Genomic DNA, 25582 nt, shown 5'->3' on the forward strand with positions numbered 1-25582 from the left:
TTAGTGATAGAGTCTTGCCAATTTCAGCGCTATTTGCCCTTAGTGTGGTATTGAACGCAAAGTCACACCTAAGAGCTTACCCGTATGGGATAGATAATTTTTGGAGAAGAAGAAAGTGGCTGTATTTAACCAAGTTGAATTTGATAACCATGAACAAGTCGTATTCTGTTCAGACGAAGCATCAGGCCTTAAAGCTATTATCGCGGTACATAACACTAAGCTAGGTCCAGCTGTAGGTGGCTGTCGTCTATGGAATTATGCCTCTGATGAAGACGCAGTATATGATGTACTGCGTCTGTCTAAAGGGATGACATATAAGAATGCGGTTGCACGTTTACCATTTGGTGGTGGCAAATCTGTCATTATTGGCGATGCTAAGACTATCAAGTCAGAAGCGCTATTCAGAGCATTTGGTAAACACCTAGACCGCCTAGGTGGTAGTTACTATTCAGCTGAAGATGTAAACATCACAACCGGTGATGTAATGGTAATGCATAAAGAAACTAACTACGTAATGGGCCTCGAAGGTAAAAGCGGTAACCCTTCTCCATATACTGCGTTAGGCACATTCCTTGGAATTAAAGCAGCTTACCAACACAAGTATGGTCATCAAGATTTGGCTGGTATCAAAGTTGCCGTGCAGGGCTTGGGTGCAGTTGCTTACACTTTATGTAAGCACCTCCATGAAGCGGGTGCAGAGCTATTTGTTACTGATATCAACGAAGAGTCAGTACAAAGAGTGGTCAATGATTTCAATGCTACTGCTGTTGGTATTGATGAAATCTATGATCTAGATGTTGATGTATATGCGCCGTGTGCACTAGGTGCTACGGTAAATGACGATACTATTCCACGTATCAAAGCCACAATTATTGCAGGATGTGCAAACAACCAGCTTGCAGAGTCTCGTCATGGTGAGATTATTCGTGAAAAAGGTGTTCTTTATGCGCCAGATTACGTGATCAACGCTGGTGGAATCATCAATGTTTACTATGAAACAAAACCTGAAGGTTATGATGAGGCTGCAGCGACTAAACACGTAGAAGGCATCTACGACACGCTAACTGAAATCTTTAAGCGTTCTGAAGATGAGAAAGTTTCAACGCATATTATTGCTGATAAATTAGCTCAAGAGATTATTGAAAACGGTCTATAATAAAAGCGCCGTTTAATTACCAGAGAGGGGCATGAGCCCCTTTTTTTGTATGAAAAAGAAATTATCTCTTGATACTTGGCCCCGCCAAGAACATTTTTCCTTCTTCAATGATTTTACCCAGCCATATTTTACAGTCACCGTCAGCTTACAAATGGAAAGAGTTTATGAAATGAGTAAGCGTAATACAGTGCCGTTTTCTCTTAGCTGCCTGTATGCACTGCAGTTGGCTTTGCAAAGCTATGCGCCCATTCGTTACCGAATCGAAGCGGGGACAGTAGTCGAATATGATGTGGTAGAAATTAGCAGTGTTTTTCTGCGGAAGGATGAAACCTTCAGATTTGTAAGGCTTGCCCCTGAAACCGATTTCAAGCGCTTTATTAGTGCCAATTTGCATAGTAAAACTGAGCAATTAAATGGGCCGCTTGTCAGCGAGCAATTTTTAACGGAAAGTCAGGTGCCAAATTGCGTTCATGTATCTATACTTCCATGGCTATCTTTTTCCAGTTTTGGTCATGCAAGGCACAGTAGAGATGACTTCGGTATCCCAAAATTTGTGTTCGGAAAATACAATAAAGCAGATGGTACGATGCCATTTTGTATCGAAGTCCACCACGCCTTAATGGATGGCCTACACGTCGCTGAATTCGTTCAAATTCTACAGGAAAAAATAGATCAAGCGATTTGGGACAGATAAACAAATTTTGCGTTAGTTCGCAGAAGATGAAATAATTTGCGTTCTGTGCAATGAGTAATTTTGACTATACTACTGTTTTTATAGATTATTCATAAGTTCTATTTGGAATATCTATTCAATTTATTGGAATAAATCCGATGTAAAATATTGTAAACAGCGTATGCAAAAGGTTGGTTTTGCGAGGGTTGTGTATATTTTGCTGTGTTTTTGATGTTAATTTTTTGTTTTGTATATAATTATTACTTATTTATAGACAAAAAATGTTTTCACAGTGAAGTTGACACATCGTGTTGCATTTAGCATTATTGGACAGTTGATATCTGTCAAATGATATCAGGGTTGCTCTTACGTTGGTGAGAGCGCGAAAATTATAAAAGTAACATTACTTAATTGGTTGGGAACTATGTCTGTTAAAATCAGAAAGAGCCTTGTAGCTACGGCGCTTTTAGGCGCGACAGCTTTTGCAAGCAGCAATGTGATTGCAGATCCTTTGAATGACATACAAAAAGTAGGTCAACAAACTCAAACGGCTGCTAAAAAGTCTCAAGAAAAGATTGATAACCTTTACGGTCAGTCTCAAGAAATGATCGCGGAATACCGTGGTCTAGTTGAAGAAGCAGAACTGCTTAAAGTGTATAACGATCACGTTGCACGTCTTGTAGCGGATCAAAATGCAAGTATTGAGTCTCTTGAGCGTCAAATTGGTACTATTGACAAGACAAAACAGGACGTTGTGCCTTTGATGTATCGCATGATCGATACGCTTGAGCAATTCATCAAAGCGGACGTTCCGTTTAATCAAGAAACACGTCTAGATCGCGTTGAGAAACTTCGCAGCATCATGACTAACTCATCTGTAACTACTTCTGAGAAGTTCCGTCAAGTGCTTGAAGCTTACACGATTGAAACTGACTACAGTGCAACAATGATTGCGAGCCAAGGTTCTCTTGAACAAAACGGCAAAAACATCAATGTTGACTTCGCACGCCTTGGCCGTATCGCATACGTAGCTCAGTCGTTCGACCAAAAACATGCTTGGGTTTGGAACAACAACACTAAGCAGTGGGATCAACTTGGCGAAGAATATCTTAAGCCAGTTAAGAGCATGATCCGTATTGCACGTAAGCAAGCGGCTCCTGAACTTGTAAACCTACCTATCTTTGGCGCGGAGTAATTAATGATGAAGAAACTATTTAAAGGTTTTGCAGTTGCTGCAGCGTTAACAGTTTCTGCTGGTGCCGCGCTAAATGCACACGCAAACACTGAAGCCTTAGACAAAATCCTAGAACAGGTTAAACAAAACCGTATCTCTGAAGGCAAAATCAACAAACAACGTGAGCAAGAGTTTTTAAACGACCGTGCTGACAAACAAGCATTGTTGAACAAAGCGAAGCGTGAATTGGCTGCTGAGAAAGCACGTGGTGAGCGTTTAAATGAACAATTCAAGCAAAATGAAATCACACTTGCTGAAAAAGAAGTTGAGCTTGAAAATGCCAAAGGTACACTCGGTGAAATGTTCGGTGTTGTACGTCGTTCAGCTGCTGATGCCATCGGTTCAATCGAAGCTTCACTTGTAAGTGCTGAAAAGCCAGGACGTGCTGAAGTTCTTCGTTCACTAGCTGAAGCGAAAGAGCTGCCAACTACTCGTGAACTTGAAGATCTTTGGATTGCTTTCCAAACTGAAATGACTGAATCAGCTAAAGTAACTAAGTTTGAAGCTGAAGTTGCTGAGCTAAACGGTGACGTAAACGTTAAAGAAGTAACACGTGTTGGTAACTTCAACCTAGTCACTAAAGACGGCTACGTTATTTACGATCCTGAGAACAAGCAAATTGTTCCTCTTGGTAAGCAGCCAAGCGGTGAACTAGGTGGTGTTGAGCGTCTAATCGGTGCATCTGCTGATAAGTTTGTTATGTTTGCAGTTGACCCAACTCGTGGTTCATTATTACGACTTAATACTCAACGTGCAACGATGGAAGAGCGCTGGCACCAAGGTGATACGGTTGGTTACATCATTACAGCACTACTTATCTTAGGTGCATTGATTGCAATCGTTCGTATGCTAGACCTATTCATTGTTAGTGGTAAAATCAAAGCGCAAATCAAAAATGCAAATAACCCTAACACTAACAACCCACTTGGTCGTATCTTGAAAGTTTATCACGACAACAAAGACCAAGACGTTGAAAACCTAGAGCTTAAGCTTGATGAAGCTATCCTACGTGAAACTCCGCGTATCGAGATGGGCGTAAACATCATCAAGATCCTAGCGGCCATCGCGCCACTACTAGGTCTACTAGGTACGGTTGTTGGTATGATCATGACATTCGAATCAATCACACTACATGGTACTGGTGATCCGAAGATCATGGCAGGTAACATCTCTCTAGCGCTAGTAACAACAGCACTAGGTCTTATTGCAGCTCTACCTCTGATTCTACTTCATGCTGTTGTACATGGTCGTAGTAAAGCGGTTCTACACATCCTAGATGAGCAAAGCGCAGGTATTGTTGCTACTCACGCGGAGAAGGAGAAAGCCTAATGTTAGTCCTGATGGAGATATGGGAATCTATCAGGGATTTTGTTGCTACAGGCGGCGATGTATTGTACGTGGTCGCAATGGCACTCTTTCTAATGTGGGTTTTAATGATTGAGCGCTATTGGTTCCTACTCGGCGAATTTCCTAAAATGCATAAGGAAATCGTCGCTAAGTGGGACGCCCGGCAAGATACTACGTCTTGGTACGCACACAGAATCCGCGATGCTTGGATTTCTGAAGTGTCTGAAAAATTAGATGAGCGCATGTTGATTATCAAAACATTGGTTGCAATGTGTCCATTAATCGGTCTTTTAGGTACAGTGACAGGTATGATCACCGTATTTGAAACAATGGCTACTCAAGGTACGGGTAACGCGCGATTAATGGCTTCAGGCATTTCAATGGCTACGGTACCAACAATGGCTGGAATGGTTGCGGCACTATCAGGTGTTTTCTTTAGCACGCGTCTAGAAGCACGTGCGAAAATGGCTAAAGAGAAGCTAGTTGATAGCTTGCCTCATCACTAGAGAGAGATTGAACTATGGCACGTAAACAACGTTTTCGTGAAGAGGAAGATGCAGCAGTAGATATGACGCCGATGCTAGACATCGTATTCATTATGCTTATCTTCTTCATCGTAACCACTTCTTTTGTTAAAGAAGCTGGTATTGAGGTTAACAAGCCAAAAGCGGCACAAGCACAAAAAACCAAAAACGCGAACATCTTTATCGCAATCCGTGAAAACGGTGAGATTTGGATGGATAAGCGCCAGGTTGATGTTGAGCGTGTAAGTGCAAACCTTGAAAGTCTAATGGCTGAACAGCCTACTGACGTGATTATTATTCAAGCCGACAAAGGTGCGAAACACGGCGTAGTTGTTAAGGTTATGGACCAAATTAAAGCGACTGGCGACAACTTGAAGATTTCAATAGCTGGAGATCAGTAATGATTCGACTTCTGTTTTCACTTCTAGCAGGTGGGGCAGTAACTCTCGGCTTGTTCTTTTTCATGTCATATCTTATCTCCGGAGGAGCAGATAGGGCAGATGTACAAAAGGAACAAATCGTAGTCGAGATTATGTCGAATCCGCCTGAATCAAAGGTGCAGCAGCGGAAGCGTGTCCCGCCTCCGCCGCCGCCACCGCCAAAGCAGCCGCCTAAACCGCAGCCGCCTCAGCCTGACACGGCTGATCCGACTGCAGGAAATATCGGCTTTAATATGCCTAGTATTGATCTAGGTGGAACCGCAGGTGGTTTATCTGGACCTGGTGAGTTTGGTCGTGACGGTGATGCAACACCAATCGTTCGAATCGAGCCAAAATATCCACCTCAAGCTGCTCGTGATGGCAAAGAAGGTTGGGTACGTTTATCATTCACAATCAATGAGCTTGGTGGAGTTGACGATATTGAAGTTATCGACGCTGAACCGAAGCGCATCTTTGACCGCGAAGCAAAACGTGCACTACGCAAGTGGAAATACCGTCCTAAGGTTGTTGACGGTAAGCCACAAAAGCAACCTGGCATCACAGTTCAGCTTGACTTTAAGTTAAACCAAGATTAAGGAGGCAGGACATGAAAAGTTTACCTAAATTTACAGCTCTTGCTCTCTTGATAGCGTTAACTGGTGGTATTTACTCAAGCTCAGTTTCTGCAGCGCCTAACTATGAAGAAATAGAAAAGCGCAAAGCGGCAAAAACTAAGATCATGGGTGAGCGTGTAGGTAAAAAAGTTGCTAAAGCGTTCGAACTCTATAATGAAGAAAAGGTCGATGAAGCAATTGCAATGCTTCGCGAACTTGATCCTTCAGATGATTTCGATAAAGCGACAGTCAACCGTTACCTCGGCCAGCTTTATGCTCAAAAGGAAAACTACGCCGAAGCGATTAAATACTCACGTCTAGCCATTGCGCCTGACGCGCTTAACTTCAAAGAGCAAGGCGATTTGATGAAGCTGTTAGGTGACCTTTTGCTTGGTACTGAAAAGTACGCAGAAGGCATTAAGGCTTATGAAGCGTGGATGGACTTTACTGGTGAAAATGACGCCAAAGTATATGGTCGTATCGCTCAAGCTTATTATGAGTTAAAGCAATATACGAATGTGATTGCTCCAGCTGATAAAGCGATTGCGGGTGTAGAAGAGCCTAATAAGCAATACTACCTGATGAAAGTTGCGGCGTACTTTGAATTAAAACAGTTCAAAAAGGCTGTAGAGGTTGGTGAAGAGTTAGTACGTGTTTTCCCTGAAGACCCGAAAGCTTGGACACAGCTGGGTGGTTTTTATTTGCAAACCGAAGATTACAGCAAAGGTATGACTGTAATGAAGGTGGCGTATAAAAAAGGTTATTTTGAAAAAGAGAATGATTATAAGATTCTTGGAAGCTTATACTCTTTAACAGAAGATCCTTGGCGTGCAGCTCAAACGTTCGAAAAAGCGATCAAAGATGGCAAAATTGAACGAACAAAGCAGAACGTAACAGCGCTTGCAAGTTACTACCACCAAGCTAAACATATCAGCGATGCTGCTAAATATTACGAAGAAGCTGCGAAGTTTGACAATGACGCAGAACTTTATGGTAAAGCAGGTAGTCTTTTACTTCAGGATCAGCAGTTTAGTGCAGCTATTGTGAGACTAAACAAGGCGTTAGAGCTCGGTACTGATAAAAAAGGCAATACCTATACAGACTTGGCTGAAGCTTATTTCTATCAGGATAAGTTTAAGCAAGCTTACTCTGCAATTTTGAAAGCGCAGGAAGATCCTCGCACTAGAAAATTTGCGAAAAGTTGGTCTGGTTTTATCAAAGATAAAGCACAGCGTAGAGGCGTAAGTCTCTAGTAAAAAAGCCCCGAAAGGGGCTTTTTTGATTCTAAATTTTAATGTGGAACTATGAAAAAGCATTTACTGATCTGTTTTACTTTGGCTACGCTTATATTCCTTTTTGGCTGTACTGAACAGAAGCAAACTGTAAGTTACCAAGAGCTCAGAACTTCACTACTTTCTCTTAATAATGGTTTAAGCAAGCCCTCCGACGATGAAATTAGTGTATTACCATTCACAGAAGCTTACTTACAACTAAGGCATGCCTTATTATCTAGTGAGTTGAATGAACCAGATGTTATGGCTCATAAAGAGTTAGATTATTTAAGAATTCAGGAAAGATATCCTGAACGCTACTTGCCTTGGCCTGCTTACATATCAGTGCTGGAAAATGTTAAAAATAAAGTAAGTAGCAATGAACTTGGAAAGTGGCTTGCGTTTGTAGAAGTAAAGCTAAAAGAGGCCGATGAAAGTAATATTCGCTTGAACAGGTTAGAGCGAGATACTTTAATGCTCCAACTTGAAAGTTCGGATATTGACGCACCATCACGTTCGGCCTTGTTAGCTTATCTGAGTAATTATAAACCAAGAGCTATGCTTGGACTCCATCAACTACCCAATGGAAAAGAATGGTATCAATCAAAGCTCAATTTTTATGGGGCTATTCAAGATTCACCTACTAAAGTTTTGGCGATGTTATCAAAGTTTGATGATCAAAATAGCAAAGCGAGTGTGCTCAAGGTAATGCCTGATACTCAACAACCTTATATTCTGGAATTATTGCCGGCTAACTGCCAAAGAATTGCAGGGCTCAACTGGCGAGATGGGTTTATTAATGTGCCTTCGACCGTAGCAAAATGTACAAAGGCAATAGAGCAACATAAGGCGCTAATCGTGACTTTGATGGCGGTGGATTTGGGAATTCATTATCAAGGGTGGTCACAAAAGCAAGCATTTGTTGCGCTTAACTCAAAACTAGCGCTGAATGAACAACAAGCACAACAATTGATTGCTAATCTTGTCTATTTCCCAGCGACTATTTTTGCTGCATATCCCCACTTTTTAAAGCCTTAGTCTTACAACTGCGACAGCGTTGGGTTGCTGGATCGTGTTCTAGCAACTCAAGTTCTATTGTCTGCTCGCAATCACAGCAATACCCGAACTGACCGATTTCCATTTGGCATAATGCCGCTTCGACTTTCATCAATCTATCATAGAGTGGAAATTGCTCAGGATTTATCTTCTCCATCACAATATCAAGCCACTTATTAGGTGGGTTAAGCTCTAAGGTATTGGCAAGATTATGAGTAAACTCATTGGGTGAAGCTTTTAACTCTCCCAAGAAGTCGCTTCTAAGTGTGGTAAGTTCTGCTTGTAGGCTTTGTTCGTAGTGTTGTGTGTTTTCATTCATGGGCGCTCTCCTATCCGACACCCCATTATCATTTCAGTCAAACTTCACTGTTATGATTTGAATCAATGTCTGGAGACATTGCATATTTCTGCAACACCTTCATGACGTCATCTTTGCTTTTAAGCGTTTTGATTTCATCAAAAAGAACATGTGCGCCGTCATACTGACGTTTCAGATAACTGAGCCATTGTTTTGTTCTAGCCGAAAAGTACTTTTCACTCATATTCTCATCTTGATGCATGGAAGAGTGGAGGATATGGTAGACCACGTTTTCCCATGTAAGCGGAGTATAATGAGTTCCGCTAACATGCGCTTTGATTTTTGCTGCCAAATCGGGGGTGGCTAGCGCACCGCGACCAAGCATCAAATCTTGGCATTGGCTACGTGTTTGGCAGAGTAGTGCATCTTCAACTTGCCAAATTTCACCGTTAGCAACGACAGGAATGGTTAACCTTGATAATAAAGAGGGGATCTTTTCCCAGTACGCTGGCGGTTTGTAGCCATCTCGCTTGGTCCGTGCATGTATTGCCAAACTCGACGCACCACCTTGCTGGACCGCATCGACAATTTCAGTGCTATTGGCATCATCATCAAAGCCAAGGCGTATTTTGGCACTTACTTGATGCTTTTCTGGTACCGCATCTCTAACCGCTTTAATGATTTGATAGATTTGCTCAGGCTCTTTCAGTAAAACCGCGCCGCCACGGCTTTTATTCACGGTTTTTGCAGGACAACCAAAGTTCAAATCAACACCATGAGAGCCAAGCTTTACGGCCTTTCGTGCATTTGCAGCAAGCGCATGGGGAACCTGACCTAGAAGCTGTACTCTAACCGGTGTTCCGGCTCTGGTATAACCACCATTTAATAGTTCAGGACAGTATCTAGTAAATACCCTACGTGGAAAGGTGAGATCAACGACGCGAATAAATTCAGTGACACAAAGATCAAAGCCGCCGAGATCTGTGAGTAATTCGCGCATTTTAAAATCAACTACACCTTCCATCGGCGCCAGAACAAGCTTCATGTGTTAACCTTCAGATACAACAAAAATAAAATGAGTCACTGATGACTCATCGAAAAGCGCGACATTTTAGCTAATTGTTTGCTGCAAGTCATCAGCAGCCCCTAGTTATCCGCAAATAGCAAAAAGACAACAGATGGACTATAACTGGATGTAAACCAAAACTTAGCGAATTGGTATTACAGCTAAAATTTTTAAACGTTTAGCGAAATAAATATTTAGACGTTTGGGTCTACTTATTGAATCTACTATTTCTGAGAGAGCAAACATTATGAATACCGTTAAAAAGAACTCTATTGCCCTTACTTTAAGCGCTGTTGTTGCGGGTACCGCGGGGTTAACCGCGACGGACGCAAGTGCTAATCCATTTAGTTTTGAAACAATGACTGCCGGTTATCAACTTGACGCTGGTGAAGGCAAATGCGGCGAAGGCAAATGTGGTGGCGACGCTAAAGGCAAAAAAGAAGGTAAGTGCGGCGAAGGCAAATGCGGTGGCGATGCTAAAGGCAAAAAAGAAGGTAAGTGCGGCGAAGGCAAATGCGGTGGCGATGCTAAAGGCAAAAAAGAAGGTAAGTGCGGCGAAGGCAAATGCGGTGGTGACGCCAAAGGTAAGAAAGAAGGTAAGTGCGGCGAAGGCAAATGTGGTGGCGACGCTAAAGGTAAAAAAGAAGGTAAGTGCGGCGAAGGCAAATGCGGTGGCGACGCCAAAGGCAAAAAAGAAGGTAAGTGCGGCGAAGGTAAATGTGGTGGCGACGCCAAAGGCAAAAAAGAAGGTAAGTGCGGAGAAGGTAAATGCGGTGGTAACCACTAAATAGGAATACCATTGTATTCGACCCAATAGCGCAGCTAGTTATGTTAAGGTAAGCGGCGCTATTGGGTAATTCCAAAGTGAAGCCGTGCATACAGTAAAGCCTTTGTGATGCGAGCTTCTGATTATTTCAAAATAATGTCTAAAGTGAGAGAAGTATGACAGTGCAGTTAGGCAACTTAGGACTTGGTTTACGCCGTGAAATGGTCGATGATGTGCTTAATACACCACCAAAGCAAGTAGACTTTTATGAGGTTGCACCAGAAAACTGGCTAAAATTTGGCGGTAAGCTTGCAAAGCAATTTCAAGCATTGACGCAACAACATACCTTTATCTGTCATGGCTTATCGTTATCGCTAGGTTCACCTGCACCGCTTGATCGTGAATTTTTATCACAACTAAAAACATTTTTTAAACAGCATAATATCGCTACGTACAGTGAGCATCTGAGTTATTGTTCGGGAGAGGGTCATATGTACGATCTGATGCCAATCCCTTTTACGGAAGAAGCAATCCATCATACAGCTAAGCGGATCCGAGCGGTCCAAGAACATCTAGAACGTCGAATTGCTGTAGAAAATGTGTCTTACTATGCGGCTCCTGGACAACAAATGTCGGAGTTAGAATTTACCCTTGGGGTATTGGCTGAGGCCGATTGCGATTTGCTACTCGATGTCAACAACATCTATGTCAACGCTATTAACCATGGCTACGATGCTGAACAATTCTTAGCGGCTATGCCAAGCGAGCGTATTGTATATGGCCATATCGCAGGCCATTATGTGGAAGCCGAAGATTTACTCGTTGATACTCACGGCGCTGAGGTATCTTCGCCAGTATGGGACTTGTTAGATAAAGCCTATGAGCTTCATGGGGTATTCCCGACGTTACTAGAGCGAGATTTTAATATTCCTCCTATGGCAGAATTACTGGCAGAAGCGGGGCAAATTTCTTCAATACAGGCCAAATACGCCAAGCGCTTGGAGCAGGTATAGTTATGTCTTTTGTAGAAACTCAGCGGCAGTTTATGGCGCATATTAGAGATCCAGACAACCAACCTGCGCCTGATGGCGTAGAAGCTCGGCGATTAAAAATCTATCAAGAGCTGTTTTTTAATAATGTTGAAGGCTTCGTGAGCAGTGCGTTTCCTGTACTTAAAAGCTTGTATACTAATGAAGATTGGTTGACGTTAATTAGGCTATTTTTTGTTAAGCACGATTGTCATTCGCCATACTTTTTAGAGATTAGCAAAGAGTTCTTGCAGTTTTTACAAACAGAATACGAGCCCTCTGAAGCTGATCCTGAGTTCTTGTTAGAGCTTGCTCACTATGAATGGCTAGAGCTAGATGTAGCAACGACCGTTGAAGCAGAGCATGAGCTTTCGATTAAGGTACAAGCGCTTGCAGATGTTGAAATTAGCTTGGCAAGTACAGCCAGAGTTGCACATTATCAATATCCGGTTCATCAGATCAGTGAAACCTTTAGGCCAACTAAAACAGCAGGGCAAACGTTTAGCTTTGCATTGTATAGAGACGAAGAGGACGAAGTTCAGTTTGTCGCACTAAATCCGATGACGGCCTTAATGTTGTCGGTGATTGAAGCCAATGATGGTATGCAACTCACTGACACTGTGGATGTTATAGCGCAGCAAGTGCCTCAGTTTACCGTTGAACAGCTGCAGCAAGGGGCACGGCATACACTAGCTGAATTCGCAGATCTTGGCATTATCAAAACAAAAAACCTTTAAGCTATTGGCAACATCGACTATTATACGGCCTGTTTTTGTCGTGCTTAAACTCGGACTAGGGCGCTAGTCAATGCTTTCTGCTGCTATGCAGTTGGCGCGAGTTGTAAAATTAAAGGTAGTATCTATGTCTAAAGGTGACTTTAAAGATCCGTTCAATGCAAAGTATTTCCTTGCATTTGTTGCTGTATTCGCTGGAATTGGTTGTTTAAACGCGATTCTAGGCTGGGCAACAGCGCTTGCATAAGTCAAGCTGAACGTATTTACCTAGAGGCTGCTTTTCGCAGCCTTTTTCGATTCTATACAGATATATACCAATTAGTCTTAATACTTGCTCAATTTGAAGGAGCAAATCTGACGCTAACTGCGTTAAAAATTTCTCATTTAGAACAACTAAATCGCAAAACTTTCGCCTTGCCTATATGGATGTAGGTACCTTGGCGTGAGCAGGATGCGGAAGCGGTGTTATCGACAAGATTTTCTCGCCTCAAAATAGATCACTTAATTAAGCTAATTGGTATAAAATACTCACTAAATTGTTCGCTTTTCCCCCATCCTGACACACAAAGTCACTCAGTCGGTTTCAACCGGATAGAAAATTGTTATAATCTCACTCTTTTGTAATAAACTTAAAGCAAAGCAATTATGACGACAGAGAATATGTCATTGATCAAAAATAGTATCGCGACGGTTCCTAATTACCCAAAACCAGGGATCATGTTCCGTGACGTGACTTCACTTCTAGCAAATCCAGCTGCGTTTAAGGCAACAATTGATGCATTCGTTGCGGCTTATAAAGATGGCGGCTTCACTAAAATCATCGGTACTGAATCGCGTGGTTTTATCTTCGGTGCACCATTGGCGTATGAGTTAGGTATTCCTTTTATTCCAGTAAGAAAGCCGGGTAAATTACCGCGTGAGGTGATCAGCCAGTCTTACCAGCTTGAATATGGTGAAGATACGCTTGAATTACACTCAGATGCAATTGAAACAGGTGATAAAGTGCTACTTGTTGATGATTTACTTGCAACAGGTGGTACTATTGAAGCAACAGCAAAACTGGTTAAGCGCTTAGGCGGTGAAGCCACTGATGCTGCGTTTGTTATTTCATTGCCTGAGCTTGGTGGTGAAAAGAAAATCAACGATCTTGGGATCAAAATCCTTTCACTTGTAGAGTTCGAAGGCGAATAAGCATGAGCTATCAGGTTCTGGCGCGAAAATGGCGTCCGCAAAACTTCCATGAATTAATGGGGCAAGAGCATGTTAAACAAGCTCTGGTTAACGCACTCAATGAAAAGCGTTTACACCATGCCTATTTATTCACCGGAACACGTGGTGTGGGCAAAACAACCATTGCTAGGATCTTTGCCAAAAGCCTTAACTGCGAACAAGGCGTTACTTCAACGCCTTGTGGTCAGTGTAGTGCCTGTACTGAGATTGAAACTGGTAAGTTTATCGATTTAATCGAAATTGATGCGGCTTCTCGCACAAAAGTTGAAGACACGCGAGAAATCTTAGACAACGTACAATATGCACCAACCCGTGGTCGCTACAAGGTTTATCTCATCGATGAAGTGCATATGTTGTCGAAGCACAGTTTTAATGCGCTCCTTAAAACCTTAGAAGAGCCGCCAGAGCACGTAAAATTTTTGCTCGCCACAACCGATCCACAGAAGTTGCCTGTGACTATTCTGTCTCGCTGTTTACAGTTCAACCTGAACGCAATGACACAAGGGCAAATAGTTGAACAGCTAGAAAAAATTCTGCCGCTAGAGCAAGTTGCCTTTGATCCGGTAGCGCTACAAACGTTAGCTAAAGCCGCTGATGGCAGTATGCGTGACGCTCTAAGTTTGACCGATCAGGCTATTGCACAAACAAATGGCAATTTAACGGTGCCTGCAGTGCAATCTATGCTGGGACTGATGGATAGTGCGCATGCGGTCATTTTGCTGTCTGCAATTTTATGTCACGACGGTGATGCCTTACTCAATGCGATTGAAAAAATAGCACTACAAAACGGTAATTTTGTCAGTGTGCTGGACGATTTAATTGCGTTATTGCATGTTATTCAGCTTACTCAACTTGTGCCTAGTGCTGCGCGGTTATCAAATTTTGATAACAACGACATTAAGCTATTTGCCGAGCAATTAGCACCGCAACAGGGTCAGTTGTTGTATCAACTGCTGTTAAATGGCAAAAAAGACCTAAAGTGGGCACCCGAGCCTAAACTTGGGTTTGAGATGGTAATGCTGCGCTTAATGGCGTTCGAAAAAGAAAGTCATAGTGTAGTGCCTAGCGCTCCTGTGAGCCAAGAGACTTCTGAAAAGCAAAGCAAAGTAGGGGATTTACGAGCGCTGTTAAAAAAGCCAACAGAAGATAATGCTACGGTAGCGGCATCACCTCAGGTACAGCCGACAGCAACACCTACATATGCACCAGAAGCAACGACATCAACCACGCAACAAACAACACAGTATGAGCCGGTGTCGCCAACGCCTGCTGCGCAAAGCCAAGCACCAGTCGCCTCTGTGTCATCTGAGGCGGAGATGGCCAACCAATACGACAGCATCATGTCACAGGCGGTAGAGCAGGGGTTCCAAGAACAAGTTCCTGCACATCATCATGAAAGTGCGCCAGTTGATGATGCTGCATACGCGCAAATGGCATCACAAAACCAAGAGGATTGGTCTCGACCTGAGGTGCAAAACCAAAACGCTTCAGAACCTGCTGCTACAGCAAGTGTTACCGAGCAGCAAAATCAAGCCCAGTCAGCAATAGCACGAATTTTAAAAAATCGTAATATCTCTGGGGCGGGTCGATTGGTGGGAGCCAATGGTGAGGTAAAAAAGTCTGAGGCGCCTAGTGCGCCAATGCCAATAGAGCAAGCGCCAGCCACCACGGTAACCACACCTGAGTATCAGCCTGAACCGCAACGCGCACAGCCGGCAGCACCTCGCTTGGCACCAAAAAAGCAAAAGAAAGAAGCGTTTCAAGAGCGCCATAAACCTATTACGGAAAATTTAGCGCCAGAATTGCTAGAGCAGTTATCACCGGTAAAACAAGATGATAACGAGCAAAGTATTCAAGTGGAGATCCCCGCACCGGAAAACTTTGTTAGTCCAATCAGTGGCATTAAGTTTGCTCACCAGAGCGACGATTGGGCAAACATGATTGAAAAGATGCAATTAGGTGGCCGAATTCGCCAGTATGCATTACACAGTGTGATAACGCAGCAAGGCGCGCAGGTACAATTGCAAGTAGATGCGAGTCAACAGCACTTGGATTCAGCAGTGCTGAGAGAGAAACTAACTGAAAGCCTAAGCGCATTACTTGAGCAGCCAATCGCGCTTGAGATTAACTATATCGACACGGTAAATAACACGCCGTTTTTGGTACAGCAACAGTTAGATGAACATAGGCTTGTCCAAGCTAAAGCGGCGATGCGTGACGATCCTCTCGTCAGCGCGTTTGTCCAAGAATTTGACGCAATGCTTGACGAAAATAGTGTTCAGGCATTGTAATTAAGGGCGTTAGCCCTTATCTTTTATCACAGTAAACCAAATTGAAGTATAAGAGAGCAGAATATGTTTAAAGGCGGAATGGGCAACATCATGAAGCAGGCGCAGCAAATGCAAGAGCGCATGGAAAAAGCCCAAGAAGAGATCAAGAGCCTAGAAGTAACAGGTGAAGCAGGCGCAGGTTTAGTTAAAGTAACTATGCTTGGTAGCCACAACGTACGTCGCGTAGAAATCGATGAAAGCCTAATGGAAGACGACAAAGACATGATCGAAGACCTACTAGCCGCTGCGGTAAACGACGCAGTGCGCCGTGTAGGTGAAGAAACGCAAAAGCGCATGTCAGAAGTCACCGGCGGCATGCAAATGCCTCCAGGCTTCAAAATGCCGTTTTAATAAGAATCCTATAAAAATAGCGCCTAAAGGCGCTATTTTTTTGTCTGAAATTTAGGGATACCTAATAGATACCACGGATTCGGTGAGGGCTGTTACTTTATCTGATCCCTTAAAATTATCATCGTAATCTACTTTTTTGAAAAAAGAGGGTTCTAAATGGATTTAAACCGATTCTATAGCACGAGATTTTAGCATTTTCACACTAAAAGTTAGTTTTATCTATTTGAATAATAAAGCTTTTATTTTCTGTGGAAATGTTCTAACTTAAGTGTGTCAGTATCGAACGATTCTAAATATGGAGGTGGATTTATGAAGTTTCAAAATCAACTTGACCAGCTAAAAAGTGGCAGTTTAACGCGAGCTCAAATGGCCGTTTTACAGGAAAATGCGCTACGCATTTTCAACAAAGGAGATAAAGACGCAAAGTTAATACTTGATGCGATCCCATATAGTAAGCCTGCAGATACATCAATTTTATTTATGGGCTTTTGTCCCGAAGCTGATTTTTCAAATAGATTAGATATTTTTTGGAAAGAAAATGGGATTTGTCGTTTTGACTATCTAGAGAGTGAAGTTCAGATAAATCGATGGTATGAAGTGTGTGCAGGTGACCTTCTTGTCCTTAAAAAGCGTGAACAATTTGGTAAAACCATGAAGCTATACGGTTTCGGTAGAGTAACTAAGATATGCCATGATGATGAAAATGTTCGTTACTTTGAAGTTAGCTGGGCTGAGCAATCAAGAGAAATTGAAGTACCTCTGATGGGTTGTAACAGTACTGTCGATATCAAAGCCATGGAAATGGTAGAGCAAGAAATGCCCGAAGCGTTTTGGCATTGGCTTAACCTGTAAAGGACGAACAAAATGAAAAACATAATATTAGTTAGAGGCCCAGAGTACTTAGCCGAGCAGGCTTTAGTTGGTTATGGTTGGCGTGAAATTAATTTGAGTAAATTTAATTCTTTTTTTGAAATTGATGAGTTTATTAAAGAGAGGGGAATCGATGTCGGCAGACAAAGAAATCAAATCAAACGATTTTTTGAAATTTCAGCAGGCGATATCGTAGTAGTTCCGATAAATAGGGCTGTGTTAATAGGGGTTGCAGTTGGTGAAAAATCATTCGCTGAAACACCTTGGAATGGAGCTAATAGAGTCGCGGTCAATTTTTTTAAAAAGTCTAATGGTAATTTGGTTAAGATCCCAAGGTATCAATTAACCGAGGGCTTACAAAGCAGATTAAAGATAAGGATGTCGATTGCCAACCTTAATGAATTTAAAGAAGAAATTGCCGGCTATATTGAAAAACTACAGCAAAACCTAGAGATAAAATTTGACTCAGAATTTCAGACTCGAGTAGAAATTGAATTAAAACATATTGAACGTAGTTTGCTAGATAGATTGATAACAGGGCAATCTAGACTAGAAAGTGGTGGGTATGGTCTAGAAAAGTTAATTGCTGAACTCTTAGAAATTGAAGGTTATCGAACGCATATTATGTCAAAAAGTCAGACAAATGATCATTCTGATATTGATATTAGGGCGGAAAAAAGTGATGACTTTTCTGGGACAAATATCGTGTATGTTCAGTGTAAGCATCACTCAGGTACAACTAGTAATTGGGGAGTTGATCAGTTAATTGAATTTGAAAAAGAAGCACCGAATGTAAGTTTATGGTTGATTACCACAGGTGTTGTTTCAGATGAAGTTAAAGAATATGCAAGTGAACATGGGGTAAGTGTTATGGAAGGAGAAGCATTAGCTGCAAAAATAATCTCTCAAGTTGATAAGTTGTCTGTTTCAACTAAAGAAAAGCTAGGGTTATCTGTACTTCCTAAGTTACTCTAATCGACCTTAGCCAAGATGTTGTGACATGCCCTTGGCTTTAACAGGTTAATAAAATTTAGCCACCTTATCAGCGGTGTGCCATTAGCGGGGATGTGGACAATAAGATGAGTAAACGTGCACTAGTTTTTCCGCCCAATTTTAAGCTGGTTTTGTACGCGATGGCAGTGATGTGCCTCGTACAGGTGTTGGGTGGTATTTTTGGCTTACCCGTCTACCGTTTTGGGATTGTACCGCATAATGTACATCATTTGAGTGGTGTGTTAACCGCGCCTTTTGTACACGGTAGCTGGGGACATTTGCTGAGTAATTTGCTCGGCTTAAGTATTAGCGGCTATTTGGCAGCGAGATTACCGAGGTTTAAGCGAGCAACTTTTTTTATTGTGGTTGCTACAGGGCTGTTGGTGTGGCTGTTTGCTGGACATGCTAATCACATTGGCGCATCAGGTATTGTAATGGGTTACTTTGGCTTACTGCTGGGTGCTGCGCTATTCAATCGCGATGTGCTTGGCATTGTTAGTTTTGTAGCTCTGCTGGTATTGACTTACTATGCCAATATTAGCTTTTTAGCGACATTATTTGATTTTTCGGCACAGACGAGTAGTTCAAGTCATATTTTTGGCTTTTTAAGCGGATTATGCGGGGCATACTTAACCAAGCAAAAGCGTATTGCTCGGCGTTAAAGCAGCATAACCTACCAGTGACGGCAGGTTATGCTTTGGGATTTAAGTTATTACCAAATACGCACGCGTTCTTCAGGTGCTAGGTACAGTTTGTCGCCCGGTTTAACGTCAAACGCTTTATACCATGCATCATGGTTGCGAGGCGCAAGGGCTCTAAATTGACCCGGTGCGTGTGTACCTGCGCGTAGTTGGTTTAGCATGCTTTGCTCAGTACGCTTTTCTTTCCATACTTGTGCCCAGGCAAGGAAGAAACGTTGGTCGCCAGTCAAGCCATCAATCACAGGTGCTTCTTTGCCGTTTAGGCTCAGTTTATAAGCATGGTAAGCCATTGCAAGGCCACCTACGTCACCGATGTTTTCGCCAAGGCTGTTACGACCGTTTACGAAGTTACCTTCAATAGGCTCATATTTGTTGTATTGTGCCGCGAGCTTGTCTGCTTTTTCTTCGAAAGCAGCGCGGTCAGCATCGGTCCACCAGTTACGCTGAATACCATTGGCATCGGATTTTGAGCCTTGGTCGTCAAAGCCGTGGCCCATTTCGTGGCCTATCACCGCGCCAATACCGCCGTAGTTTACTGCAGGATCTGCATTTGGGTCGAAGAATGGCGGTTGTAAAATTGCCGCAGGGAAAACGATTTCATTAAACGAGCTGTTGTAGTAGGCGTTTACGCGTTGCGGTGTCATACCCCAGCGGTTACGATCGGTTTTTTCAAGCTCTTTGGCGATACTGTCATTGCGGAAAAACTCACGTAGGTTTTTCACATTCGTCATTAAGTTATTGCGGGTTAAGGTTAACCCATCAAATGATTGCCATTTATCAGGGTAGCCAATCTTAGGCGTAAATGCGGCAAGTTTTGCTTGAGCATTTACTTTTGTTTCTTCCCCCATCCAGTCTAAGCTTTCAATCCTTTCACCAAGCGCGGTGCGTAGGTTTTCAACCAATTCTGACATTTGTTTTTTAGAAGACTCTGGGAAGTAACGGGCAACGTAAACTTTACCAATTGCAAAGCCAAGCGACGTAGTGCCAGACATTTCGCTTATTGCGCGTTTCCAACGAGCACGTGGTTCTTGTTGACCACTTAAATGTTTGCCATAAAATTCAAAGTTAGTATTGAAGATATCTTCAGACAACAGCGACGCATTGCCGCTAATTGCATGATAAGTTAGATAGTCTTTCCAGACGGCCAAGTCTTCAGAGTTGATAAGCGCAATCATTGCTTTAATCGGCTCTGGCTGAGACATATTTAGCTGAGGCACTTTGTAGCCTGTTTCAGCAAAATATAAATCCCAATTAAAGCCTGGGTACTGTGTTGCTAGTTCGTCACGTTTGACTTGATTTAATGTCAGGTCGCGATTTCTGCGTTTTTCACGTGGCCAGTGTCCCTCAGCAATTTTAGTTTCAAGTGCAAGAATGGCCTCTGCGCGCTCAGTCGGCTTGTCTTTACCCGCAAATTTAAGCATATCTGCAATATGCGTAACGTATGCTTCTCGAGTTTTAACAAAACGCTCAGCCTCTTCTAAATAGTAAGAGCGATCTGGTAGTCCAAGTCCGCCAGCACCCATCGACATCTCATATTTATTTGGGTCTAGACGGTTAAACCACATACCGCCGCCGATCGGCGCATTTACGCCAGTTAACCAAGATTGTCCGAATGCTTTGGTGAGGCCGTCAGTGTTGTTAATGGCGTCAATGTCAGCAAGTAGTGGCTGAATAGGTTTAATACCAAGCTTATTTAGGGTTTCAACATCCATATAAGCATTGTAAAAATCGGCAATTAGCTGCTCTTCGGCGTTTAGGTTTTTACCGTTAGCAATCTCTTCGATAATGGTTTTTACTTGCTCTTCACTGCGTTCAGCAAGTGCAGAGAATGCACCAAAACGCGTTTTGTCTGCTGGCATCTCGTAGTTTTTGTACCAAGTGCCGCTGGCGTACATAAAGAAATCATCGCCTGGTTTTACACTTTCATCGCGTGCACTGAGGTCAACACCAAAGTTGCCAAGTTCGGCCTTACCAGTGGCTACCGCTGCGTTTTCTGTTTTTTGGGTTTCACTTGTTGTGACTTGTGGCTCAGAGCAAGCCGTCAGCATAACGGCTGCAAGTGCACTTGCTATTATCGTTTTTTTCATTATGTAGTCTCTATCTAGTTCGAGAAGTGAGCCCGACAGTCGTCCTATTGTATTTACTATCGGGAATGGAACCATTGTCGAGCGAATACCTGTTTGCTGCAAGCATTTGAGTCGAATTGTTGAAAAATTCATGGTAAATGCGTTTTTAAACTTCACAATGCGTGAAGGGAATTGAAATTGCTTCAAGCTTTAAATCAATAGAAATATCCCTTATCATTTCGGCATTGTTATCGGTGCGTTTGCACTGCATGGGCCACAAGAAACGAATTTATGCAATTATCACCAAGTTTAACGGCGCTTATTGAAGCGCTGCGTTGTTTACCTGGCATTGGGCCTAAGTCTGCGCAACGTATTGCCTTTCATTTATTAGAGCGAGACAGAGAGGGCGGCAGCCAACTGGGGCAAAGCCTTACTCATGCGATGCAAGCCATCGGTCATTGCTCAAGCTGCCGAACATTTAGTGAGGTTGAGGTGTGTGATATTTGCCAAAGTATCAAGCGCCAAGACACAGGGCTGCTTTGTGTGGTTGAATCACCAACGGACGTATTGGCGATAGAGCAAACGGGCCAATTTAATGGCTTGTATTTTGTGCTGATGGGGCATTTATCGCCTCTGGATGGAATTGGCCCTAATGAAATCGGCCTTGATGTCCTTGAGCGTAAGCTAAGTGCTGGCAATATTAATGAAGTTATCTTAGCGACAAACCCAACGGTGGAAGGCGAGGCAACGGCACATTATATTTCTGAGTTATGTCATAAGTATCAGGTTGAAGCGTCACGTATTGCCCATGGTATGCCTGTCGGCGGTGAGCTTGACCTTGTAGACGGTATGACGTTAATGCATGCGTTTAGCGGGCGTAAGAAGCTCTAATCTTAACGCTTCTTGCTAAAAGCCCTGTTTTTGGAGCAATTGAATCTAAAAAATAGGGCGATTTGTTAAAAATTTTGTTCAGTCTCTTGAAAGTTTTTTCTCCTCCCCCATATACCTAGCATATTGATAAAGAACACTGCATTAATTGCTTATATTGGAGAGAACAATGTCCGCAGCTCAAAAAGAAACATTAGGCTTTCAAACAGAAGTCAAACAATTATTAAACCTAATGATCCACTCTTTGTACTCAAACAAAGAGATCTTTTTACGCGAATTAGTATCTAACGCTTCAGACGCGGCTGACAAACTACGTTATTTAGCTTTGCAAAATGGTGACCTTTACGAAGGTGACGCGGAGCTACGTGTTCGCTTAAGCGTAAACAAAGATGCAAAAACCATTACCATTTCTGACAATGGTATTGGTATGACGCGTGACGAAGTGATCAGCTCATTAGGTACCATCGCAAAATCAGGTACAGCTGATTTCTTTAAAAACCTAACTGGCGACCAAGCAAAAGATTCACAGCTGATTGGTCAGTTCGGTGTTGGTTTCTATTCTGCATTCATTGTTGCTGATAAAGTAACGGTTCGTACGCGTAAAGCGGGTGAGTCAGAGGCGGTTGAATGGGAATCGCAAGGTGAAGGCGACTTCACGATTGCTGAAATCGAAAAAGCAGAGCGTGGTACAGAGATCACACTACATCTTCGTGAAGAAGAGAGTGAGTTCCTTGAAACTTATCGCCTTCGCGGTATTGTGACTAAATACTCAGATCACATTTCAATTCCTGTTGAACTTTATAAAGACCCAGTTCCTGAATCTGAAGGCCCAGATGGCGAGAAAATTGAAGCGCAACCTGGCGAGTGGGAAGCGATCAACAAAGCCACAGCACTTTGGACTCGTGATAAATCAGAGATCAGCGAAGAAGAATATAAAGAGTTCTACAAGCATGTTGGTCATGATTGGGAAGAGCCACTCACTTGGGCACACAATAAAGTAGAAGGTAAAACTGAATACACCAGCCTACTTTATATCCCTAAAAAGGCACCTTTCGATTTATACAATCGTGAGCGTCAAGCTGGCCTTAAGCTTTATGTACAACGCGTGTTCATCATGGATGACGCCGAGCAGTTTATGCCAAGCTACCTGCGCTTTGTTAAAGGCTTACTAGATTCTAACGATTTACCGCTTAACGTATCTCGTGAGATCCTACAAGACAACAAGATCACTCAAGCTATTCGTAAAGGCTGTACATCTCGTGTACTTAAAATGCTTGAGCGTATGGGCAAAAACAAACCAGAAGATTACCAAGCATTCTGGAATGAATTTGGTAATGTGATCAAAGAAGGTCCTGCTGAAGATTTCGCAAACAAAGATGCTATTGCAAAACTATTGCGCTTTAGCTCTACACATACTGACGAGAAAACGCAAAATGTTTCTCTTGAGCAGTACATTGAGCGCATGAAAGAAGGCCAAGATAAGATTTACTATGTTGTGGCTGATAGCTTTGAAGCAGCAAAGAGTTCACCGCATCTTGAAATCTTCCGTAAGAAAGGCATTGAAGTTTTACTGTTGTCGGATCGTGTTGACGAGTGGATGATGAGCCACCTCACTGAATTCAACGAGAAGCCACTTCAGTCAATCACGCGTGGTGATCTTGACTTAGGTGATATGGATGACGAAGAGACGAAAAAAGCACACGAAGAAAGTGAGAAAGAAGTTGAAGGCCTAGTTGAGCGCGTGAAAACAGCACTTGGCGATAAAGTGAAAGAAGTACGCTTTACGCACCGCTTAACAGATTCTCCTGCGTGTGTGGTTGCAGACGATCACGACATGAGCTCTCAGATGCAAAAGCTAATGGAGCAGGTGGGTCAAGCCGTGCCTGAGTCTAAGCCGGTATTTGAACTTAACCCTGAGCACCAATTGGTTAAGCACTTGAATAACGAACAAGACGAAGACAAGTTTGGACAATGGGCAGAAGTACTGCTAGACCAAGCAATGCTTGCAGAGCGTGGTAGCCTGAAAGATCCAGCGGGCTTTGTAAGCCGTCTTAATAAGCTAATGCTAGATCTACAAAAGTAAAATTAATGAAGTAAATTGGTATAACGAATTGAAAAAGCCGGTCGTTGTTAAGTGACCGGCTTTGTTGTATTTATTGATGAGAGTATATAGTGAGGCTATAGACTCTTCAGTGCGCCAACGACTTCTTCGTAGTTTGGCTCTTTTGCTAAATTTTCTACCAGCTGCTTGTAAACAACCTTGTGTTCCTTGTCTAGCACAAAAATCGCGCGACTGAGCAGGCCCATATCTTTAATCAACAAACCATAATTTTCACCAAAAGAATGCCATACGGCGTCTGATAATGTTTTAACCTTGTCGATATTTTCTGCTTTGCAAAAGCGCTTTTGCGCAAACGGCAAGTCCGCACTAATCGTCAACATGGCAACATCAGGAAATTGGCTTGCTACTTTCTCATTAAAATGTTTTGTTTGTAGGCTACAAGTACCAGTATCTAGGCTTGGAACAACGCTAATTAAAATTGCACGACTTTCAAAGTCTTTCAGGGTAACTGGGCTGAAGTCAGCATCGGCAACCTTAAAATCCGGTGCAGCCTGACCTTGCTTTACACCATTACCAAGTAATACCACCGCTTTACCTTGTGCTTTTACCTTGCCCATATCTACCGAGTTTTCAGGTAAATCATAAGCCAATGATACCGCACTAAACAGACCACTCGCTAAAACTAACGCTTTCAGCATAAAGTATTCCTTTTGAAGTTAACTTAATTGATTTGAGTGTATTATACTGACAGTAACTAACCAAGCTTAAGTGACATTTAGATTGTCAAGATGGCGTCGTTTTATTAACATATGTCGCAATTTTAAGCTTTAATCTCATAATTATAACTAAAACTTCCCGACATCGTGCCGATACGCATGGGAAACAGAAAGAGAGCTTGTATGTCAACACTAGTCCTAATTTGTGACGATTCAAAACTTGCCCGTCGGCAGCTGGCGCGTTCATTGCCAGACGACTGGGATATTAAAGTAGAATTTGCAGAGAATGGACTCGACTGTATTAAACAAATAAAAGCACTTTCTCCAGAGATTCTATTCCTTGATCTAAATATGCCGCAGATGGATGGCTATGAAGTGCTACAGGCCATTACCGAGCAAGATTTATCTGTGCTTACTGTCGTTGTTTCCGGCGACATCCAGCCTAATGCGCACCAACGAGTGATAGAACTTGGCGCTATTGATTTTATCCGTAAGCCCTGTGATGCAGCTAAGCTTGCTGAAATTATTGAGCATCATGGAATAAAAGACAAAGCAATCAGAGAAAGCTTGGTTCATAAACTTGGTGAGCAGCTAGACCCTGAGATCCGTGATATCTATCAAGAGCTTACCAACGTTGCTATGGGGCAGGCGGGGGATTTGTTGGCGCGATTGCTAAACGTATTCGTTGAATTACCTATTCCAAACGTCAACGTGCTCGAAGTCAATGAGCTGCATATGGCACTGCAAGCAATTGATGCTAGCGCAACTACGTCGGGCGTTTGCCAAGGCTTTATTGGCGGTGGTGTTTCCGGAGAAGCGCTACTACTGCTCAATGATTCTAGTTTCAAAGAGATCGCATCTTTGATGAATTATCATGGCGATCTTAATACCAAAGTTGAGCTCGAGCTCCTAATGGATATTAGCAATATCTTGATTGGCGCAATTTTAACGGGACTATCTAAGCAGCTCGATATGTCTTTCAGTCAAGGCCACCCCGTGGTGCTTGGTCAACATTGTGATGTTGCTGAGCTTGTGAAAGCCAACAAGGCGAGATGGCAAAGAACGCTAGCTATAGAGATTAGCTATGGCATTGAGCATCACAACATTAACTGTGACCTTATGCTGTTATTCACAGAAGACTCACTTAAAACATTAAAATACAAAGTAGCCTATTTATTGGATGATTAAC

General features: G+C 42.7%; 25 protein-coding genes. 21 read left to right on the forward strand and 4 right to left on the reverse strand.

All coding sequences use genetic code 11. The features are described from left to right. Positions 1–115: 115 nt before the first annotated feature. The 9 genes from PNC201_RS06205 (at position 116) to PNC201_RS06245 (ending at position 8276) form a co-directional block, all read left to right on the forward strand. Entirely contained in the window at positions 116–1156 is a 1041-nt protein-coding gene (locus PNC201_RS06205; protein WP_102056509.1) for a Leu/Phe/Val dehydrogenase, read from the forward strand. Between the two features lie 49 nt (positions 1157–1205). Continuing rightward, positions 1206–1850 (forward strand): CatA-like O-acetyltransferase, encoded by a 645-nt coding sequence (locus PNC201_RS06210; protein WP_102056510.1) that lies wholly within the window; start codon positions 1206–1208, stop codon positions 1848–1850. 403 nt (positions 1851–2253) lie between these two features. Next, positions 2254–3024 carry a DUF3450 domain-containing protein gene (locus PNC201_RS06215; protein WP_010606401.1) on the forward strand — a complete coding sequence of 257 codons (771 nt, stop codon included), beginning with the start codon at positions 2254–2256 and terminating at the stop codon, positions 3022–3024. Positions 3025–3030: 6 nt separating this feature from the next. Continuing rightward, a complete protein-coding gene (locus tag PNC201_RS06220) occupies positions 3031–4392 on the forward strand; it encodes a MotA/TolQ/ExbB proton channel family protein (RefSeq protein ID WP_029215858.1) in 1362 nt (453 codons plus the stop codon). Further along, positions 4392–4916 carry a MotA/TolQ/ExbB proton channel family protein gene (locus PNC201_RS06225; protein ID WP_010606403.1) on the forward strand — a complete coding sequence of 175 codons (525 nt, stop codon included), beginning with the start codon at positions 4392–4394 and terminating at the stop codon, positions 4914–4916. Before PNC201_RS06220 ends, PNC201_RS06225 begins: the two co-directional genes overlap by 1 nt. Positions 4917–4930: 14 nt before the next feature. After that, a complete protein-coding gene (locus PNC201_RS06230) occupies positions 4931–5335 on the forward strand; it encodes an ExbD/TolR family protein (protein ID WP_010606404.1) in 405 nt (134 codons plus the stop codon). Then, on the forward strand, positions 5335–5949 hold the full coding sequence (locus tag PNC201_RS06235) for an energy transducer TonB (protein WP_010606405.1): 615 nt from the start codon (positions 5335–5337) through the stop codon (positions 5947–5949). Before PNC201_RS06230 ends, PNC201_RS06235 begins: the two co-directional genes overlap by 1 nt. 11 nt (positions 5950–5960) lie before the next feature. Then, a complete protein-coding gene (locus PNC201_RS06240; RefSeq protein ID WP_102056511.1) occupies positions 5961–7220 on the forward strand; it encodes a tetratricopeptide repeat protein in 1260 nt (419 codons plus the stop codon). 51 nt (positions 7221–7271) lie between these two features. Then, positions 7272–8276, forward strand: a complete 1005-nt coding sequence (locus PNC201_RS06245) for a hypothetical protein (protein ID WP_199539687.1) — start codon at positions 7272–7274, stop codon at positions 8274–8276. On the opposite strand, the gene PNC201_RS06250 is transcribed toward PNC201_RS06245, so the two are convergent. Further along, the gene (locus tag PNC201_RS06250) at positions 8239–8613 is read right to left on the reverse strand and encodes a TraR/DksA family transcriptional regulator (RefSeq protein ID WP_102056512.1); all 375 of its coding nucleotides are present in this window, start codon (positions 8611–8613) and stop codon (positions 8239–8241) included. The two genes, PNC201_RS06245 and PNC201_RS06250, sit on opposite strands and share 38 nt — an antisense overlap. 37 nt (positions 8614–8650) lie before the next feature. Then, positions 8651–9637: a tRNA-dihydrouridine synthase gene (locus PNC201_RS06255; protein ID WP_102056513.1), complete on the reverse strand. Its 987-nt coding sequence runs from the start codon at positions 9635–9637 to the stop codon at positions 8651–8653. Positions 9638–9905: 268 nt separating this feature from the next. Here PNC201_RS06255 and PNC201_RS06260 point away from each other — a divergent pair, with 268 nt between their 5' ends. From PNC201_RS06260 to PNC201_RS06300, 9 genes are all read left to right on the forward strand, one after another. Then, the gene (locus tag PNC201_RS06260) at positions 9906–10445 is read left to right on the forward strand and encodes an HvfA family oxazolone/thioamide-modified RiPP metallophore (protein WP_039492461.1); all 540 of its coding nucleotides are present in this window, start codon (positions 9906–9908) and stop codon (positions 10443–10445) included. Positions 10446–10600: 155 nt separating this feature from the next. Continuing rightward, positions 10601–11437: an HvfB family MNIO-type RiPP peptide maturase gene (locus tag PNC201_RS06265; protein WP_102056514.1), complete on the forward strand. Its 837-nt coding sequence runs from the start codon at positions 10601–10603 to the stop codon at positions 11435–11437. 2 nt (positions 11438–11439) lie between these two features. Next, a complete protein-coding gene (locus PNC201_RS06270; RefSeq protein ID WP_102056515.1) occupies positions 11440–12189 on the forward strand; it encodes an HvfC family RiPP maturation protein in 750 nt (249 codons plus the stop codon). A gap of 642 nt (positions 12190–12831) precedes the next feature. Then, positions 12832–13377, forward strand: a complete 546-nt coding sequence (apt, locus tag PNC201_RS06275; protein WP_010606415.1) for an adenine phosphoribosyltransferase — start codon at positions 12832–12834, stop codon at positions 13375–13377. Positions 13378–13379: 2 nt separating this feature from the next. Beyond that, the gene (dnaX, locus tag PNC201_RS06280; protein ID WP_102056516.1) at positions 13380–15707 is read left to right on the forward strand and encodes a DNA polymerase III subunit gamma/tau; all 2328 of its coding nucleotides are present in this window, start codon (positions 13380–13382) and stop codon (positions 15705–15707) included. Between the two features lie 63 nt (positions 15708–15770). Further along, positions 15771–16097 (forward strand): YbaB/EbfC family nucleoid-associated protein, encoded by a 327-nt coding sequence (locus tag PNC201_RS06285; RefSeq protein WP_010368987.1) that lies wholly within the window; start codon positions 15771–15773, stop codon positions 16095–16097. 309 nt (positions 16098–16406) lie between these two features. Then, positions 16407–16949, forward strand: coding sequence for a hypothetical protein (locus PNC201_RS06290; RefSeq protein WP_102056517.1), 543 nt, complete (start codon positions 16407–16409; stop codon positions 16947–16949). A 12-nt stretch (positions 16950–16961) separates the two neighbouring features. Next, positions 16962–17942, forward strand: a complete 981-nt coding sequence (locus PNC201_RS06295) for a restriction endonuclease (RefSeq protein WP_102056518.1) — start codon at positions 16962–16964, stop codon at positions 17940–17942. A gap of 104 nt (positions 17943–18046) precedes the next feature. Then, positions 18047–18622, forward strand: coding sequence for a rhomboid family intramembrane serine protease (locus PNC201_RS06300; protein WP_102056519.1), 576 nt, complete (start codon positions 18047–18049; stop codon positions 18620–18622). A gap of 50 nt (positions 18623–18672) precedes the next feature. Here PNC201_RS06300 and PNC201_RS06305 read toward each other — a convergent pair whose 3' ends face one another. Then, positions 18673–20748 carry a M13 family metallopeptidase gene (locus PNC201_RS06305; RefSeq protein ID WP_102056520.1) on the reverse strand — a complete coding sequence of 692 codons (2076 nt, stop codon included), beginning with the start codon at positions 20746–20748 and terminating at the stop codon, positions 18673–18675. Between the two features lie 270 nt (positions 20749–21018). On the opposite strand from PNC201_RS06305, the gene recR reads away from it, so the two are divergent. Together recR and htpG are read left to right on the forward strand one after the other, a co-directional pair. Further along, a complete protein-coding gene (gene recR, locus PNC201_RS06310; RefSeq protein ID WP_010606421.1) occupies positions 21019–21618 on the forward strand; it encodes a recombination mediator RecR in 600 nt (199 codons plus the stop codon). 166 nt (positions 21619–21784) lie between these two features. Then, on the forward strand, positions 21785–23698 hold the full coding sequence (gene htpG / locus PNC201_RS06315; RefSeq protein WP_010606422.1) for a molecular chaperone HtpG: 1914 nt from the start codon (positions 21785–21787) through the stop codon (positions 23696–23698). A 95-nt stretch (positions 23699–23793) separates the two neighbouring features. Here htpG and tpx read toward each other — a convergent pair whose 3' ends face one another. Then, positions 23794–24375, reverse strand: a complete 582-nt coding sequence (gene tpx / locus PNC201_RS06320; RefSeq protein WP_102056521.1) for a thiol peroxidase — start codon at positions 24373–24375, stop codon at positions 23794–23796. Positions 24376–24576: 201 nt separating this feature from the next. On the opposite strand from tpx, the gene PNC201_RS06325 reads away from it, so the two are divergent. After that, on the forward strand, positions 24577–25581 hold the full coding sequence (locus PNC201_RS06325) for a response regulator (RefSeq protein WP_010606424.1): 1005 nt from the start codon (positions 24577–24579) through the stop codon (positions 25579–25581). Position 25582: the final 1 nt, after the last annotated feature.

The organism is Pseudoalteromonas sp. NC201 (assembly GCF_002850255.1).
Lineage (GTDB): Bacteria > Pseudomonadota > Gammaproteobacteria > Enterobacterales > Alteromonadaceae > Pseudoalteromonas.

Coding starts and splice junctions, on each gene's coding strand:
- PNC201_RS06250 (WP_102056512.1), bottom strand. CDS start 8,613: ATGAATGAAAACACACAACACTACGAACAAAGCCTACAAGCAGAACTT.
- PNC201_RS06325 (WP_010606424.1), top strand. CDS start 24,577: ATGTCAACACTAGTCCTAATTTGTGACGATTCAAAACTTGCCCGTCGG.
- PNC201_RS06245 (WP_199539687.1), top strand. CDS start 7,272: ATGAAAAAGCATTTACTGATCTGTTTTACTTTGGCTACGCTTATATTC.
- PNC201_RS06255 (WP_102056513.1), bottom strand. CDS start 9,637: ATGAAGCTTGTTCTGGCGCCGATGGAAGGTGTAGTTGATTTTAAAATG.
- PNC201_RS06265 (WP_102056514.1), top strand. CDS start 10,601: ATGACAGTGCAGTTAGGCAACTTAGGACTTGGTTTACGCCGTGAAATG.
- PNC201_RS06295 (WP_102056518.1), top strand. CDS start 16,962: ATGAAAAACATAATATTAGTTAGAGGCCCAGAGTACTTAGCCGAGCAG.
- PNC201_RS06210 (WP_102056510.1), top strand. CDS start 1,206: ATGAAAAAGAAATTATCTCTTGATACTTGGCCCCGCCAAGAACATTTT.
- PNC201_RS06285 (WP_010368987.1), top strand. CDS start 15,771: ATGTTTAAAGGCGGAATGGGCAACATCATGAAGCAGGCGCAGCAAATG.
- PNC201_RS06260 (WP_039492461.1), top strand. CDS start 9,906: ATGAATACCGTTAAAAAGAACTCTATTGCCCTTACTTTAAGCGCTGTT.
- PNC201_RS06220 (WP_029215858.1), top strand. CDS start 3,031: ATGAAGAAACTATTTAAAGGTTTTGCAGTTGCTGCAGCGTTAACAGTT.
- PNC201_RS06230 (WP_010606404.1), top strand. CDS start 4,931: ATGGCACGTAAACAACGTTTTCGTGAAGAGGAAGATGCAGCAGTAGAT.
- PNC201_RS06215 (WP_010606401.1), top strand. CDS start 2,254: ATGTCTGTTAAAATCAGAAAGAGCCTTGTAGCTACGGCGCTTTTAGGC.
- dnaX (WP_102056516.1), top strand. CDS start 13,380: ATGAGCTATCAGGTTCTGGCGCGAAAATGGCGTCCGCAAAACTTCCAT.
- PNC201_RS06305 (WP_102056520.1), bottom strand. CDS start 20,748: ATGAAAAAAACGATAATAGCAAGTGCACTTGCAGCCGTTATGCTGACG.
- PNC201_RS06235 (WP_010606405.1), top strand. CDS start 5,335: ATGATTCGACTTCTGTTTTCACTTCTAGCAGGTGGGGCAGTAACTCTC.
- PNC201_RS06300 (WP_102056519.1), top strand. CDS start 18,047: ATGAGTAAACGTGCACTAGTTTTTCCGCCCAATTTTAAGCTGGTTTTG.
- PNC201_RS06290 (WP_102056517.1), top strand. CDS start 16,407: ATGAAGTTTCAAAATCAACTTGACCAGCTAAAAAGTGGCAGTTTAACG.
- apt (WP_010606415.1), top strand. CDS start 12,832: ATGACGACAGAGAATATGTCATTGATCAAAAATAGTATCGCGACGGTT.
- PNC201_RS06240 (WP_102056511.1), top strand. CDS start 5,961: ATGAAAAGTTTACCTAAATTTACAGCTCTTGCTCTCTTGATAGCGTTA.
- htpG (WP_010606422.1), top strand. CDS start 21,785: ATGTCCGCAGCTCAAAAAGAAACATTAGGCTTTCAAACAGAAGTCAAA.
- PNC201_RS06270 (WP_102056515.1), top strand. CDS start 11,440: ATGTCTTTTGTAGAAACTCAGCGGCAGTTTATGGCGCATATTAGAGAT.
- recR (WP_010606421.1), top strand. CDS start 21,019: ATGCAATTATCACCAAGTTTAACGGCGCTTATTGAAGCGCTGCGTTGT.
- tpx (WP_102056521.1), bottom strand. CDS start 24,375: ATGCTGAAAGCGTTAGTTTTAGCGAGTGGTCTGTTTAGTGCGGTATCA.
- PNC201_RS06225 (WP_010606403.1), top strand. CDS start 4,392: ATGTTAGTCCTGATGGAGATATGGGAATCTATCAGGGATTTTGTTGCT.